General features: G+C 57.0%; 16 protein-coding genes and 1 pseudogene. 13 read left to right on the forward strand and 4 right to left on the reverse strand.

Annotated elements, in window-relative coordinates:
• Positions 1-42: 42 nt before the first annotated feature.
• Complete coding sequence (locus ACE38U_RS18430) at positions 43-705, reverse strand: OmpA family lipoprotein (protein WP_038477507.1); 663 nt, start codon at positions 703-705, stop codon at positions 43-45.
• 153 nt (positions 706-858) lie between these two features.
• On the opposite strand from ACE38U_RS18430, the gene ACE38U_RS18435 reads away from it, so the two are divergent.
• Positions 859-3,189: a molybdopterin guanine dinucleotide-containing S/N-oxide reductase gene (locus ACE38U_RS18435; RefSeq protein ID WP_375530321.1), complete on the forward strand. Its 2,331-nt coding sequence runs from the start codon at positions 859-861 to the stop codon at positions 3,187-3,189.
• On the opposite strand, the gene ACE38U_RS18440 is transcribed toward ACE38U_RS18435, so the two are convergent.
• Both ACE38U_RS18440 and tag read right to left on the reverse strand, forming a co-directional pair.
• The gene (locus ACE38U_RS18440) at positions 3,152-3,598 is read right to left on the reverse strand and encodes an N-acetyltransferase (RefSeq protein ID WP_176981289.1); all 447 of its coding nucleotides are present in this window, start codon (positions 3,596-3,598) and stop codon (positions 3,152-3,154) included. The genes ACE38U_RS18435 and ACE38U_RS18440 overlap by 38 nt on opposite strands.
• A complete protein-coding gene (gene tag, locus ACE38U_RS18445; protein WP_176981290.1) occupies positions 3,595-4,158 on the reverse strand; it encodes a DNA-3-methyladenine glycosylase I in 564 nt (187 codons plus the stop codon). Before tag ends, ACE38U_RS18440 begins: the two co-directional genes overlap by 4 nt.
• Before the next feature lie 361 nt (positions 4,159-4,519).
• Here tag and ACE38U_RS18450 point away from each other — a divergent pair, with 361 nt between their 5' ends.
• From ACE38U_RS18450 to dppF, 7 genes are all read left to right on the forward strand, one after another.
• The gene (locus ACE38U_RS18450) at positions 4,520-5,728 is read left to right on the forward strand and encodes an L-lactate MFS transporter (protein ID WP_375530322.1); all 1,209 of its coding nucleotides are present in this window, start codon (positions 4,520-4,522) and stop codon (positions 5,726-5,728) included.
• A 315-nt stretch (positions 5,729-6,043) separates the two neighbouring features.
• Positions 6,044-7,726, forward strand: coding sequence for a kdo(2)-lipid A phosphoethanolamine 7''-transferase (gene eptB / locus ACE38U_RS18455; protein ID WP_375530323.1), 1,683 nt, complete (start codon positions 6,044-6,046; stop codon positions 7,724-7,726).
• A gap of 618 nt (positions 7,727-8,344) precedes the next feature.
• Positions 8,345-9,952 carry a dipeptide ABC transporter periplasmic-binding protein DppA gene (dppA, locus tag ACE38U_RS18460; RefSeq protein ID WP_375530324.1) on the forward strand — a complete coding sequence of 536 codons (1,608 nt, stop codon included), beginning with the start codon at positions 8,345-8,347 and terminating at the stop codon, positions 9,950-9,952.
• Positions 9,953-10,062: 110 nt separating this feature from the next.
• Positions 10,063-11,082: a dipeptide ABC transporter permease DppB gene (gene dppB / locus ACE38U_RS18465; RefSeq protein ID WP_038477484.1), complete on the forward strand. Its 1,020-nt coding sequence runs from the start codon at positions 10,063-10,065 to the stop codon at positions 11,080-11,082.
• A 9-nt stretch (positions 11,083-11,091) separates the two neighbouring features.
• Positions 11,092-11,994 (forward strand): dipeptide ABC transporter permease DppC, encoded by a 903-nt coding sequence (dppC, locus tag ACE38U_RS18470; RefSeq protein WP_038477481.1) that lies wholly within the window; start codon positions 11,092-11,094, stop codon positions 11,992-11,994.
• 10 nt (positions 11,995-12,004) lie between these two features.
• Positions 12,005-12,988, forward strand: coding sequence for a dipeptide ABC transporter ATP-binding protein (gene dppD / locus ACE38U_RS18475; RefSeq protein ID WP_038477478.1), 984 nt, complete (start codon positions 12,005-12,007; stop codon positions 12,986-12,988).
• Entirely contained in the window at positions 12,985-13,992 is a 1,008-nt protein-coding gene (gene dppF / locus ACE38U_RS18480) for a dipeptide ABC transporter ATP-binding subunit DppF (protein WP_038477475.1), read from the forward strand. Before dppD ends, dppF begins: the two co-directional genes overlap by 4 nt.
• A 48-nt stretch (positions 13,993-14,040) precedes the next feature.
• On the opposite strand, the pseudogene ACE38U_RS18485 reads toward dppF, so the two are convergent.
• Positions 14,041-14,214, reverse strand: a pseudogene (locus ACE38U_RS18485) (helix-turn-helix domain-containing protein); the annotation flags it as partial.
• A 223-nt stretch (positions 14,215-14,437) separates the two neighbouring features.
• On the opposite strand from ACE38U_RS18485, the gene ACE38U_RS18490 reads away from it, so the two are divergent.
• The 5 genes from ACE38U_RS18490 (at position 14,438) to ghrB (ending at position 19,641) form a co-directional block, all read left to right on the forward strand.
• The gene (locus ACE38U_RS18490) at positions 14,438-15,457 is read left to right on the forward strand and encodes a LacI family DNA-binding transcriptional regulator (protein WP_375530325.1); all 1,020 of its coding nucleotides are present in this window, start codon (positions 14,438-14,440) and stop codon (positions 15,455-15,457) included.
• Between the two features lie 113 nt (positions 15,458-15,570).
• Entirely contained in the window at positions 15,571-16,320 is a 750-nt protein-coding gene (locus ACE38U_RS18495) for a sugar phosphate isomerase/epimerase family protein (protein WP_154187340.1), read from the forward strand.
• A gap of 2 nt (positions 16,321-16,322) precedes the next feature.
• Entirely contained in the window at positions 16,323-17,258 is a 936-nt protein-coding gene (locus ACE38U_RS18500; protein ID WP_375530326.1) for a sugar kinase, read from the forward strand.
• A 68-nt stretch (positions 17,259-17,326) separates the two neighbouring features.
• Entirely contained in the window at positions 17,327-18,610 is a 1,284-nt protein-coding gene (locus tag ACE38U_RS18505) for an MFS transporter (RefSeq protein ID WP_038477463.1), read from the forward strand.
• 56 nt (positions 18,611-18,666) lie between these two features.
• Positions 18,667-19,641 carry a glyoxylate/hydroxypyruvate reductase GhrB gene (gene ghrB / locus ACE38U_RS18510; RefSeq protein ID WP_375530327.1) on the forward strand — a complete coding sequence of 325 codons (975 nt, stop codon included), beginning with the start codon at positions 18,667-18,669 and terminating at the stop codon, positions 19,639-19,641.
• Positions 19,642-19,653 lie beyond the last annotated feature (12 nt).

A 19,653-nucleotide genomic window follows, 5' to 3' on the forward strand; every position in this document is an offset into this window, starting at 1 on the left:
TTTTATGCGGTTATCGGAAAATCTGAACCGCAGTGAGTCAGATTACCCCAAAGGACTCAGGGTGATTTCTACGCGACGGTTTTGCGCTTTGCCTTCCGCAGTGCTGTTGCTGGCGATAGGATTCGCCGGGCCTGCACCGGAGGTGCGAATACGGCTCGCGTCAACGCCCTGGGTAATCAGCGCGCTGCCTACGCCGTCCGCACGCTGCTGTGACAGACGCATGTTCAGCTCTTTGCTGCCGGTACTGTCGGTATAGCCGACCACGTTAACCGCCGTTTTTGGATATTCTTTCAGTACCATCGCCACGCCGCTCAGGGTATTGGCCCCCGCCGGTTTCAGGGTGGCGCTACTGCTGTCGAAGGTGACGTTATTCGGCATATTCAGCACGATGTTATCGCCGCTGCGGGTCACGCTCACGCCGGTTCCACGCATTTTGTCGCGCAGTTTGGCTTCCTGCACATCCATGTAATAGCCCACGCCGCCCCCGAGCGCTGCACCCGCGGCCGCGCCAATCAGAGCGCCTTTACCGCGATCTTTCTTCGATGACGAAAGAACCCCTACGCCAGCCCCTACCAGCGAGCCAATTCCGGCTCCTATCCCTGATTTCCCGGCCTGGCTTTCACCGGTGTACGGGTTAGTGGTACAGCCAGAAACCGCTAAGGTGCCACACACGACGGCGGCGATAATCATGACGCGTTTTTTCATCTTATTTCCTTCAATCCTTATTCATCCTTTGCCGGATACGAACCCGGCGATTGATTATGACGATAATTCGTGTAGAAAATTCCGGTAAGTATTCTGAATAGTTGTCGCAAATTGAGTGGGCATAGCCCACCGCCTGCAATCGCGGAGCCCAAATTGGCCAATTCATCCTCTTCACGTAAACAGATCCTCACTGCCGCGCACTGGGGCCCCATGCTGGTCGAAACCGACGGAGAACGTGTTTATCACTCTCGCGGCGCGCTTGAAACCGGTCATCAAAACTCCCTGCAAAGCGCGGTGCCGGATCAGGTTCACAGCAAAGCTCGCGTCGCGTTTCCCATGGCGCGTAAAGGCTTTCTGGCCTCGCCGGATAAGCCACAGGGCGTTCGAGGCAAAGATGAGTATGTGCGCATCAGCTGGGATGACGCGCTGACGCTGATTCACCAGCAGCACAAACGCATTCGGGAGAACTACGGCCCGGCGGCAATTTTCGCAGGCTCCTACGGCTGGCGCTCCAACGGCGTGCTGCACAAAGCCTCCACGCTGCTTCAGCGCTACATGAGCCTGGCGGGCGGCTATACCGGGCACTCCGGCGACTACTCGACCGGTGCCGCGCAGGTGATAATGCCCTACGTGGTCGGCTCCAATGAGGTTTACCAGCAGCAAACCAGCTGGCCGCTGCTGCTTGAGCACAGCGACGTGGTGGTGCTGTGGAGCGCGAACCCGCTTAACACGCTGAAAATCGCCTGGAATGCCAGCGACGAACAGGGCGTGAAGTACTTCGAGCAGCTAAAAAACAGCGGCAAAACGATTATCGCCATCGACCCGATGCGTTCAGAAACCGTCGACTTCTTCGGGGCACGCGCCGAATGGATCGCCCCGCACATGGGCACCGACGTAGCGCTAATGCTCGGCATTGCCCACACGCTGGCTGTGCGTGGCAGGCACGATACGGCCTTCCTGGCACGCTGCACCTATGGCTACGACAAGTTTGAAGCCTACCTGCTCGGCAACACCGACGGCATCCCGAAAAGCGCAGCCTGGGCCGCTGAGATCTGCGGTATTCCGGCAGACACAATCGAAAAACTGGCGGACCTTTTCAGCCAAAAACGCACCATGCTGATGGCCGGTTGGGGCATGCAGCGCCAGCAATACGGCGAGCAAAAACACTGGATGCTGGTCACGCTGGCGGCGATGCTGGGCCAGATAGGCACGCCTGGCGGCGGCTTTGGTCTTTCCTATCACTTTGCCAACGGCGGTAACCCGACGCGTAGCGCGGCCGTGCCCGGCTCGCTACAGGGCTCGCTTGCTGGCGGCACCGACGCAGTAGAAAAAATCCCCGTGGCACGTATCGTCGAGGCGCTGGAAAATCCAGGGGTGGCCTATCAGCATAACGGCAGACAGCACACCTTCCCCGACCTCCGCATGCTTTGGTGGGCGGGTGGCAGCAACTTCACCCATCATCAGGACACAAACCGTCTTGCCGCAGCCTGGCAGAAACCGGAGCTGATCGTTATCTCCGAATGTTTCTGGACGGCGGCGGCAAAACACGCCGATATCGTTCTGCCGGTAACCACCTCGTTCGAGCGAAACGACATGACGATGACCGGGGATTACAGTAACCAACACCTTGTGCCGATGAAGCAGGTGGTTTCCCCGCAGGGCGAGGCGTGGAATGATTTTGATATCTTTGCTGAACTGAGTGAAAAATGGGAAACCGGCGGTAAAGAACGGTTCAGTGAAGGAAAAAGCGAGCTTGAATGGCTGGAGAGTTTCTATGACATTGCCCGCCAACGAGGCGCAGCCCAACGGATCGAACTTCCGGAATTTAACGACTTCTGGGAAGCTAACCAGCTGATAGAAATGCCAGAAAACGCGAAAAATGCTGAATTCATTCGCTTCTCAGCTTTTCGCGACGATCCTGAAGCAAACCCGCTCAAAACGCCGAGCGGTAAAATTGAAATCTATTCCGAGCGCATCGCCAGCTTTGGCTACCAGGATTGCCCGCCGCACCCAAGCTGGCTGGCACCTGACGAATGGCAGGGCAACGCTGCTTCCGGCCAGCTGCAGCTGCTCTCATCCCATCCGGCACACCGCCTGCACAGCCAGCTAAACTACGCCGCGCTGCGCGACCAGTATGCGATAGCGGGACGTGAACCTATTACGCTGCATCCGATTGACGCCAAAGCACGCGGCATTGAGCACGGAGATTTAGTGCGGGTATGGAACGCTCGCGGGCAGGTCCTGGTGGGCGCTCAGGTTACCGACGGCATCAGGCCCGGCGTGGTCTGTATCCACCAGGGTGCATGGCCCGATCTGGACGAAGATAACCTGTGCAAAAACGGCGCGGTTAACGTACTCACGATGGATATTCCGTCTTCACGGCTGGCTAACGGCTGCGCGGCAAACAACTCCCTCGTCTGGGTAGAGAAATTTACCGGTCCGGCGCCTACGGTGACGGCGTTTGATCCGCCTGCCAGCTCATAATCCACGTCGGGTGCTGCGTCTCTTCCTGCCACGCGCTTTCTTCTATGCGAAAGCCGTGGCGGTGGTAGAAATGTACCGCCTGGCGATTTTTCTGGTACACCTCGAGGCTCAAGGCCGGGTATTCCTCTTTGGCCTTCTCCAGCAGCTTGCCGCCGATGCCTTGCCCCGTGCAGGAAGGCGCCACGAACAGCGCGCCAATAAACTGCTTCTCCATGACGCTGATAAACCCCACCAGCTGCCGCTCATGCAAATAGACCCACGTTTTTGACTGCGGGATATACACATTGCGCACCAGGTTCACGCTCTCATGCCAGTAGCTTTCCGCGATAAACGGATGCCCGTCGATGGTGCTCTCAAGCCAGAGCGCCATCAGCGCATCCATTTCCCCGGCGTTAAATGGCCGGATCATTGGCGAAAATCTGGGTGGCAGAAGCAGCCCGTCACATGGTCATTGACCAGGCCGCAGGCCTGCATAAACGAATAGCAGATTGTCGAGCCCACGAACTTAAAGCCGCGTTTCTTCAGCGCTTTAGACAACGCATCGGAGGTTGGCGTAAAGGCTGGAACTTCGCTGAGCGAGGCGGCATGCGAGATCTGCGGCTTATTCTCCACGAAGGCCCAGACGAACTCGGGGAATTTCTCTCCGTTGGCCTCCATCGCCAGAAAGGCTTTGGCGTTATTGATAATGGCCTCAATTTTCCCACGATGGCGAATAATCCCGGCGTCCTGCATCAGCTCATCCACCTCTTCCGGCTGGATCAGCGCGACGGCATAAGGGTCGAAATTCCTGAAGCGCTGGCGGTAGTTCTCACGTTTTTTTAGCACGGTTATCCACGATAGCCCTGCCTGCTGGCCTTCAAGACAGATCATCTCAAACAGCTTTTGTCCGTCGGTGACCGGCACGCCCCATTCTTTGTCGTGATAGTCCAGATACAGCGGATCCTGAGTGACCCAGCCACAACGTTCCATTTCGTTCTCCCTCATCACCTTCCGCACCCGCGGGCAAATTCACAATCTGACAATAGTGAATCCGGGGCGTTTCGCAACCCTAAACGAGATCAAAGAAAGGTGATTTAGCACTGATGATTTTGCAAAGTGTTAACTATGTCCCATTTATGATTTAACATTTAATATACAGCAATCACGCACAATAGATTGATAGCAAGCACTAACTAACAGAACTCAACATGCATTGTGGAGGCCGTTCATACCGCCTCAGAGGCATTTCATTCCGTTCTCCACGCATTTCATGCCGTTTTTTCCTGGAATAAACGGCGCTTCGCTATCGTAGGCGGCAGATAACTTCCCTTAGATTCGCAGGACATCTGCCATGAACACTGCCACCTACAACCGTACTCGCTGGTTAACCCTCATCGGGACCATCATTACCCAGTTCGCACTGGGTTCCGTTTATACCTGGAGCCTGTTCAACAGCGCGCTGTCCCAGAAGCTGGACGCCCCTATCAGCCAGGTCGCCTTCTCCTTCGGCCTGCTGAGCCTGGGCCTCGCCATCTCCTCTTCCGTAGCGGGCAAACTGCAGGACCGCTTCGGCGTGCGTAAGGTCACCATGGCGGCAGGCGTGCTGCTCGGTGCCGGTCTGTTCTTCACCGCGCACGCCAACAACCTGATGATGCTGTGGCTCACCGCAGGCGTACTGGTCGGCCTGGCCGACGGCGCAGGCTACCTGCTGACGCTGTCTAACTGCGTGAAATGGTTCCCGGAGCGCAAAGGCCTGATTTCTGCCTTCTCCATCGGTGCCTATGGCCTCGGCAGCCTCGGTTTTAAATATATTGATACCCATCTGCTGGCGGCCTACGGCCTCGAAAACACCTTTATGATTTGGGGCGGCCTGGCGATGGTCATGGTGCTGTTCGGCGCCACCATGATGAAAGATGCTCCGCTGCAGGAAACCAAAACCGCAAACGGCGCGGCGAAAACAGACTTCACCCTGGCGGAATCTATGCGTCAGCCACAGTACTGGATGCTGGCGCTGATGTTCCTGACCGCCTGCATGAGCGGCCTGTACGTTATCGGCGTAGCAAAAGATATCGCGCAGGGCATGGTGCACCTGGATGCAATGTCCGCCGCCAACGCGGTGACCGTTATCTCAATTGCTAACCTGAGCGGCCGCCTTATCCTCGGTATTCTGTCCGATAAAATCGCCCGTATTCGCGTTATCACGATTGGCCAGGTGATTTCTCTGGTCGGTATGGCGGCCCTGCTGTTTGCCCCGCTGAACGAAATGACGTTCTTTGCGGCCATCGCCTGCGTTGCCTTTAACTTTGGCGGCACCATCACCGTTTACCCTTCTCTGGTCAGCGAATTCTTCGGCCTGAACAACCTGACTAAAAACTACGGCGTGATTTACCTGGGCTTCGGTATCGGCAGCATCTGCGGCTCCATCATCGCCTCGCTGTTTGGCGGCTTCTACGTCACCTTCTGCGTCATCTTCGCCCTGCTGATTCTCTCCCTGGCGATTTCCACCACGATTCGTCAGCCAGCCCGTACAGCGCTGAACCACAAACACGCACACGCCTGATTATTCCTGATAATCAGCAGATACAGCCGCCTACTCGGGCGGCTTTTTTTATTCCAGAAGCGCAGGTCAGGATTGGGCCACTGCCTACAAGTAAGGTAATTAACTCACCATCAAAGATCTGAGGCGCCAACTGTAAATAACGGGCCGGATCGTCACGTATCTGGATACATCCCTCTTATCCTGTGCTCTACTAGCCGCCGCTGAGTTTTGACGCGGAGATGAGATTTTTCTTTGAATTCACCCCTCATAGAGAACTACGCTCGAACCCCACGGTCTGATAAGCGCTAATATGTTTATATCGCCAGGATACCCTGCATGAATTACTTTAAGACAATGTCCCAGCAGAAATTATGTTTACTGCTCGGGGTCTACATTGGTTGGTTTTTAAATATTTCTGTTTTCTATCAACGCTTTGATAGCCGGGCACAGGTTTTCATCGCCTGGAAGGGCCTTGCCGCTGCAACTGAGTTTTTCGCCTGCCTGCTGGTGACGTTTTTCCTGTTCCGCCTGCTGTCGATTTTTGGCCGCAACCTCTGGCGCGTGCTGGCTACCTTTGTAGTGCTTTGCTCGGTGGCCGCCAGCTACTATATGACCTTCTTCAACGTGGTGATCGGCTACGGCATTATTGCCTCGGTGATGACCACTGATATCGACCTGTCTAAAGAAGTGGTGGGCTATCACTTCGCTATCTGGATGGTGCTGGTTAGCCTTATACCGCTGTATCTGATCTGGACGAACAGGTCACAAGATACGCTGCTTCAGCAGCTGAAAACCCCTGGCCAACGCATTAAAAACATCGCTATCGTCGTCTGCGCAGGCTTACTGGTTTGGGCGCCGCTGCGTACGCTGGGTGAAATACAGTCCAACGATGAGCGCGGCTCAACCACAGATATGGCAAGCTACGGCGGCGTCGTGGCGAGTTCCTATGTTCCGGTAAACTGGGTTTCCTCGCTGGGGCTGTTTGCCTGGGCACAGGCCGACGAATCTGACGGTAACGGTTCTCTGATGAACCCAACGAAAAAATTCACCTACGTCGCGCCGCCAGGCATGGATGACACCTACGTGGTGTTTATTATCGGCGAGACAACCCGCTGGGATCACATGGGCCTGCTCGGCTATGACCGCGACACCACGCCAAAACTCTCTAAAGAGAAAAACCTGGTCGCTTTTCGCGGCCAGTCCTGCGATACCGCCACTAAACTCTCGCTGCGCTGCATGTTCGTGCGCGAAGGCGGAGCTGAAGATAACCCTCAGCGAACCCTCAAAGAGCAGAATGTTTTTGCGGTCCTGAAACAGCTGGGCTTTAGCTCCGACCTGTACGCCATGCAGAGCGAAGTCTGGTTCTATAAAAATGCCATGCCGGACACCCTGGCCTTCCGCGAACAAATTGCCGCTGAGCCTCGTAACCGCGGTAAAACCGTGGACGATATGCTGTTAGTGGATGAGATGAAGCAGTCGCTCAATCGCAACCCCGATGGCAAACATCTTATTATCCTGCACACCAAGGGTTCTCACTTCTCCTACGCTCAGCGCTATCCGCGCAGCTTTGCGAAATGGACGCCTGAGTGCATCAACCTCGAAAAAGGTTGTTCAAAGGAACACCTGATCAACGCCTTTGATAACTCGGTGCTGTACATCGATACGATGCTCGACAGCGTGATTGACCAGGTGCGCGATAAGAAGGCGATTGTTTTCTACGCCGCGGATCACGGTGAGTCCATCAGCGACTCAATGCACCTGCACGGCACGCCGCGAGCTATGGCTCCGCCAGAGCAGTTCCGCGTGCCGCTGATGATTTGGGCCTCGGACAAGTATCTGGAGAACCCAACGTTCGCCGAGTCCTTTAAACACCTGCAGGAACAGGCAAAAATGAAGGTGCCGCATCGCCACGTTGAGCTGTACGACACTATTCTCGGCTGCCTGGGGTATACCTCACCCAACGGCGGGATTAACCAGAACAACAACTGGTGTCACGTTCCAAATAAAGCCGTGAACTAACCGATTCACTGCAGCACGCATTTGAATAAAACACTCCGTATCGCGGGGTGTTTTATTCTCTTCAGCCCACGGGTTTATTCGCATCAGGTTCTGCTATTTTGGCCTCTGCCAGGCCACATTAAGTCATCGTGTTTGGTTATGGAAAACCGTGGTTTTTTGCGCCGTCGCTTATGATGGGAGACAGCATTTTCCGCTGTGAGCGATGCAGATCACAAAATAAATCGTGCAACAATTCATCATTTAACACAAAATTTTACCCATTCAGGGCAATCGATTCCCTCTGTAGGTTGCAAATTAATCAGTGTAATATTCTGGTAACAAGCCTGTAGCATAAATTTCCCTGCTGGAAATGACCCCTGAAGGTTTTTTTAATCTTTGCCCGCTGAATCCCACCTTGCTTGTAAATCCCCGTAACCTGTATTGACGTTTCCTTAATCTGTTGACAGATTGTAGGACGAGAGGAGCTATTTACGGACCGTCTGTGCTACCTCCATGCATGACTCGCGAAAGGAACTGCTAGCCTCACCACTGCCTCCGGGCACACCGTACCGACCACCCACAAATAACAATGGTCAGACGGTTACAAAACACAACACGACACATAATTGGAGCAGAATAATGAGTATTTCCTTGAAGAAGTCAGGGATGCTGAAATTTGGTCTGAGCCTGGTTGCCATGACCGTTGCAGCAAGCGTACAAGCCAAAACCCTGGTTTACTGTTCAGAAGGTTCCCCAGAGGGCTTTAACCCACAGCTGTTCACCTCCGGCACGACTTACGATGCCAGCTCCGTACCGATTTATAACCGACTGGTAGAATTCAAAACCGGCACCACCGAAATCATCCCTGGCCTCGCTGAGAAATGGGACGTTAGCCCGGACGGTAAAACCTACACCTTCCACCTGCGTAAAGGCGTGAAGTGGCATGACAATAAAGACTTCAAACCGACTCGTGATTTTAACGCCGACGACGTTGTGTTCTCCTTCGACCGTCAGAAAAACAAAGACAACCCGTACCACAAAGTTTCTGGCGGCAGCTATGAATACTTCGAAGGTATGGGCCTGCCTGACCTGATTACCGAAATCAAGAAAGTCGACGACAACACCGTGCAGTTCGTGCTGGCACGTCCAGAAGCGCCATTCCTCGCGGACATGGCCATGGACTTCGCCTCTATTCTTTCTAAAGAATATGCCGACAACATGATGAAAGCCGGCACCCCGGAAAAAACCGACCTGAACCCAATCGGTACCGGCCCATTCCAGCTGCTGCAGTACCAGAAAGACTCCCGTATTCTGTATAAAGCCTTCGAAGGCTACTGGGGCACCAAGCCGAAGATCGATCGTCTGGTCTTCTCCATCACCCCAGACGCTTCCGTGCGTTACGCCAAGCTGCAGAAAAACGAATGTCAGGTGATGCCGTTCCCGAACCCGGCTGACATCGCCCGCATGAAAGAAGACAAAAACATCAATCTGATGGAACAGGCCGGCCTGAACGTGGGCTACCTCTCCTTCAACACCGAGAAGAAGCCGTTTGACGACGTGAAAGTGCGCCAGGCGCTGACCTACGCGGTAAACAAAGAAGCGATCATCAAAGCGGTTTATCAGGGCGCGGGCACCGCGGCTAAAAACCTGATCCCACCAACCATGTGGGGCTACAACGATGACGTGAAGGACTACACCTACGATCCTGAAAAAGCGAAAGCGCTGCTGAAAGAAGCGGGCCAGGATAAAGGCTTCACCGTTGACCTGTGGGCTATGCCGGTACAGCGTCCTTATAACCCGAACGCTCGCCGCATGGCCGAGATGATTCAGGCTGACTGGGCGAAAGTGGGCGTGACCGCCAAAATCGTGACCTACGAGTGGGGCGAGTACCTGAAGCGTGCTAAAGCGGGCGAGCACCAAGCCGTAATGATGGGCTGGACCGGCGACAATGGGGATCCGGATAACTTCTTCGCGACCCTGTTCAGCTGTGCCGCGGCGAAAGACGGTTCTAACTACTCTCGCTGGTGCTACAAGCCGTTTGAAGACCTGATTCAGCCGGCTCGCGCAACCGACGACCACAACAAGCGTATTGAACTGTACAAACAGGCTCAGGTTGTGATGCACGATCAGGCGCCTGCGCTGATCATCGCTCACTCCACCGTGTTCGAGCCAGTGCGTAAAGAAGTCAAAGGCTACGTGGTCGATCCGCTGGGCAAACACCACTTCGAAAACGTGTCCGTCGAATAATAAAAGTTACGTGCTTTATTCCCTCTCCCTCAAAGGGAGAGGGGAAACATTTGTGAGCAATACAGACGGAACAGTTACCAGGCTTTCCGTCACTACAGAGAATCCGGGATATGCTGCAGTTCATCCTCCGACGACTGGGGTTAGTCATCCCCACGTTTATAGGTATTACCCTACTCACCTTCGCTTTCGTGCATATGATCCCCGGAGACCCGGTAATGATCATGGCCGGAGAGCGTGGTATTTCTCCTGAGCGCCATGCTCAGCTGCTGGCCGAGCTTGGTCTCGACAAGCCAATGTGGCAGCAATACCTCCATTACATTTGGGGCGTAATGCATGGCGATCTGGGTATTTCATTAAAGAGTCGCCTCCCGGTCTGGGACGAGTTCGTGCCACGCTTTAAAGCGACGCTGGAACTCGGCATCTGCGCGATGATGTTCGCCGTTGCCGTCGGTATTCCGGTCGGGGTACTTGCCGCCGTGAAGCGTGGCTCTATCTTCGACCACACCGCCGTGGGCCTCGCGCTGACCGGCTACTCCATGCCAATTTTCTGGTGGGGCATGATGCTCATCATGCTGGTCTCGGTGCACTGGAACCTGACGCCGGTTTCCGGGCGCGTGAGCGACACCGTGTTCCTTGATGACTCCCTGCCGCTCACCGGGTTTGCGCTGATAGACACCGCTATCTGGGGCGAGCCGGGCGACTTTATTGACGCCGTAGCCCACATGGTTCTGCCTGCCGTCGTGCTGGGCACTATCCCGCTGGCGGTTATCGTGCGTATGACCCGCTCCTCGATGCTGGAAGTGCTGGGCGAAGACTACATCCGTACCGCTCGCGCCAAGGGCCTGACGCGTATGCGCGTAATCGTGGTCCATGCGCTGCGCAACGCGATGCTGCCGGTGGTCACCGTAATCGGCCTGCAGGTCGGAACCCTGCTTGCGGGTGCCATCCTGACGGAAACTATCTTCTCCTGGCCGGGTCTTGGCCGCTGGCTCATCGACGCCCTGCAGCGTCGTGACTACCCGGTAGTCCAGGGCGGCGTGCTGCTGGTGGCGACGATGATTATCCTCGTCAACCTGCTGGTAGACCTGCTGTACGGCGTGGTGAACCCGCGTATACGCCATAAGAAATAAGGGGCCATCATGACGCAACTGACTGAAAACAAAGTGGTGGCAGCACCCAAGCCGATGACGCCTTTCCAGGAGTTCTGGCACTACTTCAAACGTAATAAAGGGGCGGTGATCGGCCTGGTGTACGTCGCCGTAATGATCTTCATCGCCGTGTTCGCTAACTTCATCGCGCCTCACGCGCCCGCAGAGCAGTTCCGCGACGCGCTGCTGCGCCCGCCGGTCTGGCAGGAAGGCGGCAGCTGGAGCTACATCCTCGGCACCGATGACGTGGGCCGCGATGTGCTCTCCCGCCTGATGTACGGCGCACGCCTGTCGCTGCTGGTCGGCTGCCTGGTGGTCGTCCTGTCGCTGGTAATGGGCATCGTGCTGGGCCTGGTCGCCGGTTACTTTGGCGGCGTGGTCGACAACATCATCATGCGCGTGGTCGATATCATGCTGGCGCTGCCAAGCCTGCTGCTGGCGCTGGTGCTGGTGGCTATCTTCGGCCCGTCTATCGGTAACGCCGCGCTGGCGCTGACCTTCGTTGCGCTGCCGCACTATGTGCGTTTAACCCGCGCTGCGGTGCTGGTGGAAGTTAACCGCGACTACGTCACCGCTTCCCGTGTTGCGGGCGCCGGTCCGGTTCGCCAGATGTTTGTGAATATCTTCCCGAATACCCTCGCGCCGCTGATTGTTCAGGCGTCGCTCGGTTTCTCGAACGCCATTCTCGATATGGCCGCCCTTGGCTTCCTCGGCATGGGTGCGCAGCCGCCAACACCGGAGTGGGGCACCATGCTCGCCGACGTGTTGCAGTTCGCGCAGAGTGCCTGGTGGGTTGTGACCTTCCCTGGGGTTGCGATCCTGCTGACGGTGCTGGCATTTAACCTGATGGGTGACGGTCTGCGTGACGCGCTCGATCCCAAACTGAAGCAGTAAGAGGTTCGAGATGGCGTTATTAAATGTAGATAAATTATCGGTGCATTTCGGCGACGAAGACGCACCGTTCCGTGCCGTTGACCGCATCAGCTATAGCGTGGATCAGGGGCAAGTTGTCGGCATCGTGGGGGAGTCCGGCTCCGGTAAATCCGTCAGCTCGCTGGCGATTATGGGGCTTATCGACTTCCCAGGCCGCGTAATGCCGGAAAAACTGGAGTTCAACGGCCGGGACCTGAAGCGCATTTCTGAGAAAGAGCGCCGCAACCTGGTGGGCGCCGAAGTGGCGATGATCTTCCAGGACCCGATGACCAGTCTGAACCCGTGCTACACCGTCGGTTTCCAGATTATGGAAGCCATTAAGGTGCACCAGGGCGGTAATAAGAAAACCCGCCGCCAGCGCGCTATCGACCTGCTGACGCAGGTGGGGATCCCCGATCCGGGTTCGCGCCTCGACGTTTATCCGCACCAGCTCTCCGGCGGGATGAGCCAGCGCGTGATGATCGCCATGGCGATTGCCTGTCGTCCTAAGCTGTTGATTGCCGATGAGCCGACCACCGCGCTCGACGTAACCATTCAGGCGCAGATCATCGAACTGCTGCTGGAGCTGCAGCAAAAAGAGAACATGGCGCTGATCCTGATCACCCATGACCTCGCGCTGGTTGCCGAAGCCGCCCATAAAATCATCGTGATGTACGCAGGTCAGGTAGTGGAAGCGGGCTCGTCCCACGATATCTTCCGCGCGCCTCGCCACCCGTACACTCAGGCCCTGCTCCGTGCGCTGCCGGAATTTGCACAGGATAAAGCGCGTCTGGCCTCGCTGCCGGGCGTGGTACCGGGCAAGTACGACCGACCAAACGGCTGCCTGCTTAACCCGCGCTGCCCGTACGCCACCGACAAATGCCGCAGCGAAGAGCCGGAGCTCGCCATGCTGGCAGACGGGCGTCAGTCCAAATGCCACTACCCACTCGATGATGCCGGGAGGCCAACCCTATGAGTACCCAACAGGCCGCCGCGCAACCGCTGTTGCAGGCCATCGACCTGAAAAAACACTACCCGGTGAAGAAGGGCTTTTTCGCCCCTGAACGCCTGGTGAAAGCGCTGGACGGCGTGAGCTTCACCCTCGAGCGCGGTAAAACGCTGGCGGTCGTCGGCGAGTCCGGCTGCGGGAAGTCCACCCTTGGCCGCCTGCTGACGATGATTGAAGTCCCAACCGGCGGGGAGCTGTACTACCAGGGCCAGGATCTGCTGGTCCCGGACGTTTCAGCGGAAAAACTGCGCCGCCAGAAAATTCAGATCGTGTTCCAGAACCCGTACGGCTCGCTGAACCCACGTAAAAAAGTCGGGCAGATTCTGGAAGAACCGCTGCAAATCAACACCAGGCTGAGCAAAGCCGAGCGCCGTGAAAAAGCGCTGGAAATGATGGCGAAAGTGGGTCTGAAAACCGAGCACTACGACCGCTATCCGCACATGTTCTCCGGCGGCCAGCGTCAGCGTATCGCTATCGCCCGCGGCCTGATGCTTGACCCGGACGTGGTGATTGCCGATGAGCCAGTGTCCGCGCTGGACGTGTCGGTTCGGGCGCAGGTGCTGAACCTGATGATGGACCTGCAGCAGGATTTGGGGCTGTCCTACGTGTTCATCTCCCACGACCTGTCGGTGGTGGAGCACATTGCCGATGAAGTGATGGTGATGTACCTGGGCCGCTGCGTGGAGAAAGGCAGTAAAGAGCAGATTTTCTCTAATCCACTGCACCCGTACACCCAGGCGCTGCTGTCCGCTACGCCACGTCTGAACCCGGACGAACGCCGCGAACGCATCAAGCTGACCGGCGAGCTGCCAAGCCCGCTGAACCCACCGCCGGGCTGCGCCTTTAACGCCCGCTGCAGCCGTCGCTTCGGGCCATGCACCCAGCTCCAGCCGCAGCTTAAGGATTACGGCAACGGCCAGCTGGTGGCGTGTTTCGCTGTCGATCAGGATGTGAACGGGGAACTGCGTTAATTTCCCCAACAGTAAAAAAAGAAAACCGACGTGAGAGCGTCGGTTTTTTTATATGCTCGCCTGAACCAGACGATGAAGGCGCGACGTATCCACAGACTTCTCGGCCTCAGCGAGGCTGAAAGCGCTCTGAATTTTCATCCAGACATCAGGCGAACTCCCAATGACGATAGAAAGCTTAAACGCCATTTCAGGCGTCAATGCGGCTTTTCCCGTTATGTTCCTCTATGCGCAACAAAAGAACCGCGCATCTGTGAAGGGTAAGCGGCAAGAATATGGGGAGCTGCGGCAGCCAAAAAGCTGCCATTGGCAAAGCAGGAATCCGTCTCGCAGAAACTCTTTTTTATTATTTCAGGTGTTCAACCAGCGCAGCATAATGCTCGGCCATCGCCTTTCCCCCGCAAAAAAATATGTTACTCTCCGCTGGGTTACCCCTCTGGAGATGGCTATGAACGGCAAGGCAGCGCGCCCTACGATAAGCGATGTCGCAAAAGCGGCGAAGACCGGGAAGACCAGCGTCTCCCGCTACCTTAACGGCGAGCAAAACGCGCTGTCCGACGACCTCCTTGGCCGCATTGAGCGTGCCATTGCCGATCTCGATTATCGCCCAAGCCAAATGGCCCGAGGCCTGAAACGAGGTCGTACCCGCCTCATCGGCCTGATCATTGCCGACATCACCAATCCCTATTCCGTCGACGTGCTTAGCGGCATAGAAGCCGCCTGCCGCGAGAAAGGCTTCACGCCGCTGGTGTGTAACACCAACAACGAAGTCGATCAGGAGCTGCACTATCTCGACCTGCTGCGCAGCTATCAGGTTGAGGGGATCGTGGTCAACGCGGTTGGGATGCGTGAAGAAGGGCTCAACCGCCTGCAGCAGTCCGCGCTGCCGATGGTGCTTATCGACCGTAAAATCCCAGGCTTTGCCTGCGACATGGTCGGGCTGGACAACATTCAGGCCGCAACCACCGCCACCGAACACCTCATCGAGCAGGGCTTCGAGGCGATACTATTCCTGAGTGAGCCGCTGGGCATGGTGAATACTCGCCATGAACGCTTACGTGCATTTCGCAGCACGCTGGAGCGCTATCCCGGCGTGATCGCCGAAAATGCCGAAACGCCGCTGCATGAGGCAGAGTTAATCGACAACACGCTGCGCCAGTTCCACACCCGCCACCGTGGGATGCGCAAAGCGGTTATCTCCGCCAACGGCGCACTCACCCTGCAGGTTGCCCGCTCTCTGCGCCGCATCGGCCTGAGCTGGGGCAGCGATATCGGCCTGCTGGGCTTTGACGAGCTGGAATGGGCAGAGCTTGCCGGCGTTGGCATTACCACCCTGAAGCAGCCGACCTGGCAGATAGGCTATGCCGCGCTGGAGCAGGTTGTGAGGCGCATTGAAGGTACCGCTGAAACCGTGCGTGAGCAGCTCTTTTCCGGCGAGCTTATCGTGCGCGGCTCCACCTCCCGCTAAATCTTTTGTTCGTGATGGCGCTCAAAAATTAGCACTGGCGTTCTTTTCTTTGGAACCGGTTCCATCTAGCGTAATAACATCGTTAGTTAGCTGTTATCGCCCTGGAGACCGCCATGTCGCGAAAAATTATCGTCGTCACCGCCGCCTACGGCCACGACCGCATTGCCGCCCTCGGCGGGCAGCAGGCCTTGCTGCCCATTATTGCCGAAGCAGGTGCCGACGGCGTAGAGATCCGCCGCGAACTGTTCACCTCCGCGCAGTTAGATTTTCTGTCGACGATGGCCGGTGAAATCACCCAGCACGGGCTGGAAGCCTGCTATTCCGCGCCGGAGCCGCTGTTCACGGGCGACGGCAAGCTGAATCCGCTGATCCCTTCGCTGTTACAGGAGGCTCATCAGTTGAACGCCCGCTGGCTCAAGCTCTCTCTCGGGCAGTTTAACCACGCCCGGATGTTCGACACGCTGAAGCAGTGGCTTAGCGAAAGCCCCGTCGCGCTGGTGGTGGAAAACGACCAAACCGACAGCGGAAAGCTGGCCCCGATGCAGCGCTTCCAGGCCGCCTGTGACGTTCACAACCTGCCGGTCACGCTCACTTTCGACATGGCAAACTGGCTATGGGTGGATGATTCCCCACAGCAGGCCGCGCGCGCCCTGGCGCCTTCCGTCAGCTATATCCACGTGAAAACGGCAGTTGCCCACCATAACCACTACCGCGCCGTGGCGCTGGATGACGCCAGCTCTGACTGGAAAGGGCTGCTGAACATGCTGCCGGTGGATGCCCCACGCGGCATTGAGTTTCCGCTGGAAGGGCGAGACCTGGTCGCGGTAACCCGTCATTACGTCAATCTGCTACGCGAGGAGTAACCATGCATCAGCTGGATGTCATCACGATTGGTGAAGCGATGGCGATGTTCGTCGCCAGCGAAACCGGCGATCTGGCCGCCGCCGAACACTTTGTTAAACGCGCCGCAGGTGCCGAGCTGAACGTCGCCACAGGGCTGGCTCGCCTGGGCTTAAACGTCGGCTGGGTAAGCCGCGTAGGCAATGACTCCTTTGGCCGCTACGTGCTGCAACAGCTGGCGAAGGAAAACATCGATGCCCGCGCCGTCACCGTAGACGAGCAATACCGCACCGGCTTTCAGCTCAAATCCAAAGTCGAAGATGGAACCGATCCCATCGTGGAATATTTCCGCAAGGACTCCGCCGCCAGCCATCTGTCGGTGGCCGACTTCAACAGCGAATACTTTCTCTCGGCGCGCCATCTGCACCTGAGCGGCGTGGCGGCAGCCCTGTCAGGCACGTCGCTGGAGCTGCTGAATCACGCGGCAAAAACGATGAAGCAGCAGGGCAAAACGCTCTCCTTCGATCCTAACCTGCGCCCGGTACTGTGGCGCAGCGAAGCCGAAATGGCGCAGCAGCTTAACCAGCTGGCCTTCCAGGCCGACTGGGTGCTGCCCGGCGTGAAAGAAGGCATCGTGCTTACCGGGCAAAACACCCCGGAAGGGATCGCCGATTTTTATCTTCATCATGGCGTAAAAGTCGTAGTGCTAAAAACCGGCGCGGACGGCGCCTGGTATAAAACCGCAGACGGCGAGAAAGGCGCGGTCGCGGCGGTAAAAGTAGACAACGTAGTGGATACCGTGGGTGCCGGAGACGGCTTTGCGGTCGGGGTGATAAGCGCCCTGCTGGAAGGGAAATCTTTGCATCAGGCCGTCAGCCGGGGCAACAAAATCGGCTCACTGGCGATACAGGTCATCGGTGACAGCGAAGGTCTACCGACCCGAAGCGCACTGGGCGAATAAACCCGACTCCATCGCTTTGTACCCTACAGACAAAGCGATACGGTTAACCTCAAGATAGAGGCACTCTCATGAAAAACCAGACAATCGCGCCGAAGCGCTGGTGGTACATCATGCCTATCGTGTTTATCACGTATAGCCTGGCTTACCTCGACCGCGCCAACTTCAGCTTCGCCTCCGCCGCGGGCATCAACGATGACCTCGGCATTACCAAAGGGATTTCATCCCTGCTGGGCGCGCTGTTCTTCCTCGGCTACTTCTTCTTCCAGATCCCCGGGGCGATGTACGCCGAGCGCCGCAGCGTGCGCAAACTTATCTTCGTCTGCCTGATCTTATGGGGCGGCTGCGCCTCGCTGACCGGCATGGTGAGCAACATTCCGATGCTGGCCGCCATTCGCTTTGTGCTCGGCGTGGTTGAGGCGGCGGTGATGCCGGCGATGCTGATTTATATCAGCAACTGGTTTACCAGGTCCGAACGTTCCCGCGCCAATACTTTCCTGATCCTCGGCAACCCGGTCACCGTGCTGTGGATGTCGGTGGTGTCCGGCTACCTGATTCAGGCCTTCGGCTGGCGCGAAATGTTTATCTTCGAGGGGATCCCGGCGGTTATCTGGGCTTTTGCCTGGTGGATGCTGGTAAAAGATAAACCTGCCCAGGTGGGCTGGCTGTCAGACGGTGAAAAATCTGCCTTGCAGGCACAGCTACAAAAAGAACAGGAAGGCATTAAAGCCGTGCGTAACTACGGTGAAGCCTTCCGGTCACGTAACGTGGTTATCCTGTGTATGCAGTACTTCGCCTGGAGCATCGGCGTGTACGGTTTCGTGCTGTGGCTACCGTCGATTATCCGCAGCGCGGGTGCGGCGGGCATGGGGATGGTGGAGGTCGGCTGGCTCTCTTCCGTACCTTACCTGGCCGCGACTATCGCGATGATCGCCGTCTCCTGGGCGTCGGACAAAATGCAAAACCGGAAGCTGTTCGTCTGGCCGCTGCTGCTGATTGGCGCGCTGGCGTTCCTGGGCTCATGGCTGGTCGGGGCCAACCATTTCTGGGTGTCCTATACGCTGCTGGTGATTGCCGGGGCAGCAATGTACGCCCCGTACGGCCCGTTCTTCGCCATTATCCCGGAGATGCTGCCGAAGAACGTGGCCGGCGGGGCGATGGCTTTAATCAACAGCATGGGTGCGCTGGGTTCTTTCGTCGGCTCCTGGTTTGTGGGCTACCTGAACGGCGCCACGGGCAGCCCGGCGGCGTCCTATGTCTTTATGGGGCTGGCGCTGCTCGCCTCGGTATGGCTTACTCTGATTGTTAAGCCTGCTAACCATCAACAAATACCGTCCGGCGCACATCACGCCTGACCCCGCGCCGGGCGATTTGTCGCCCGGTTCGCGTTTAACCGAAAACGGAGAATCTCATGAAGCCGTCCGTCATCCTCTACAAGGCGCTGCCTGATAACCTGCTGTCCCGACTTGAAAGCCACTTTACCGTCACCCAGCTTGACGATATCAGCCCGGAAACCGTGCAAGCGAACGCAGAGCTTTTTGCCAACGCGGAAGGTATCCTGGGCTCCGGCGGCAAAGTCGACGGCGCGTTTTTGGCCAATACGCCCAAGCTGCGTGCGGCTTCTACCGTTTCTGTCGGCTACGACAACTTTAACGTGGAGGCCCTGAACGAGCGCGGCGTGGTGCTGATGCATACGCCGACGGTGCTGACTGAAACGGTGGCCGACACCGCCATGGCCCTGATCCTCTCCAGCGCACGCCGCGTGGTGGAAGTCGCCGAGCGCGTGAAGGTAGGCGAATGGCAAAGCAGTATTGGCGCTGACTGGTTTGGTATCGACGTGCACCATAAAACGCTCGGTATTCTGGGCATGGGACGCATCGGCCTGGCGCTGGCACAGCGCGCACACTTCGGCTTCAGCATGCCGATTCTGTACAACGCCCGTCGCCATCATAAAGAAGCGGAAGAGCGTTTTAACGCCCGCTACTGCGACCTGGACACCCTGCTGGCAGAGTCCGATTTCGTTTGTATCCTGCTGCCGTTAAGCGAAGAAACCCGCCATCTGATTGGCGCAGAGCAAATTGCGAAGATGAAATCCTCCGCCATTCTGATCAACGTCGGGCGCGGCCCGGTGGTTGACGAAAAAGCGCTGATTCAGGCGTTGGAAGAGGGGAAAATTCACGCCGCCGGGCTGGATGTTTTTGAGCAGGAACCGCTGCCGCTGGACTCCCCACTACTCGGCATGCCAAACGTGGTGGCCCTGCCGCACATCGGCTCAGCCACCCATGAAACGCGCTATGGCATGGCAGAATGCGCGGTGGAAAACCTGATTACCGCGCTGACCGGCAAGGTGGAAGTGAACTGCGTGAACCCGCAGGTGCTGAAATAGTTCCGTATTAAC

The sequence above is a fragment of the Cedecea selenatireducens genome (assembly GCF_042138895.1).
In the GTDB taxonomy this organism is placed as follows: Bacteria; Pseudomonadota; Gammaproteobacteria; order Enterobacterales; family Enterobacteriaceae; genus Cedecea; species Cedecea selenatireducens.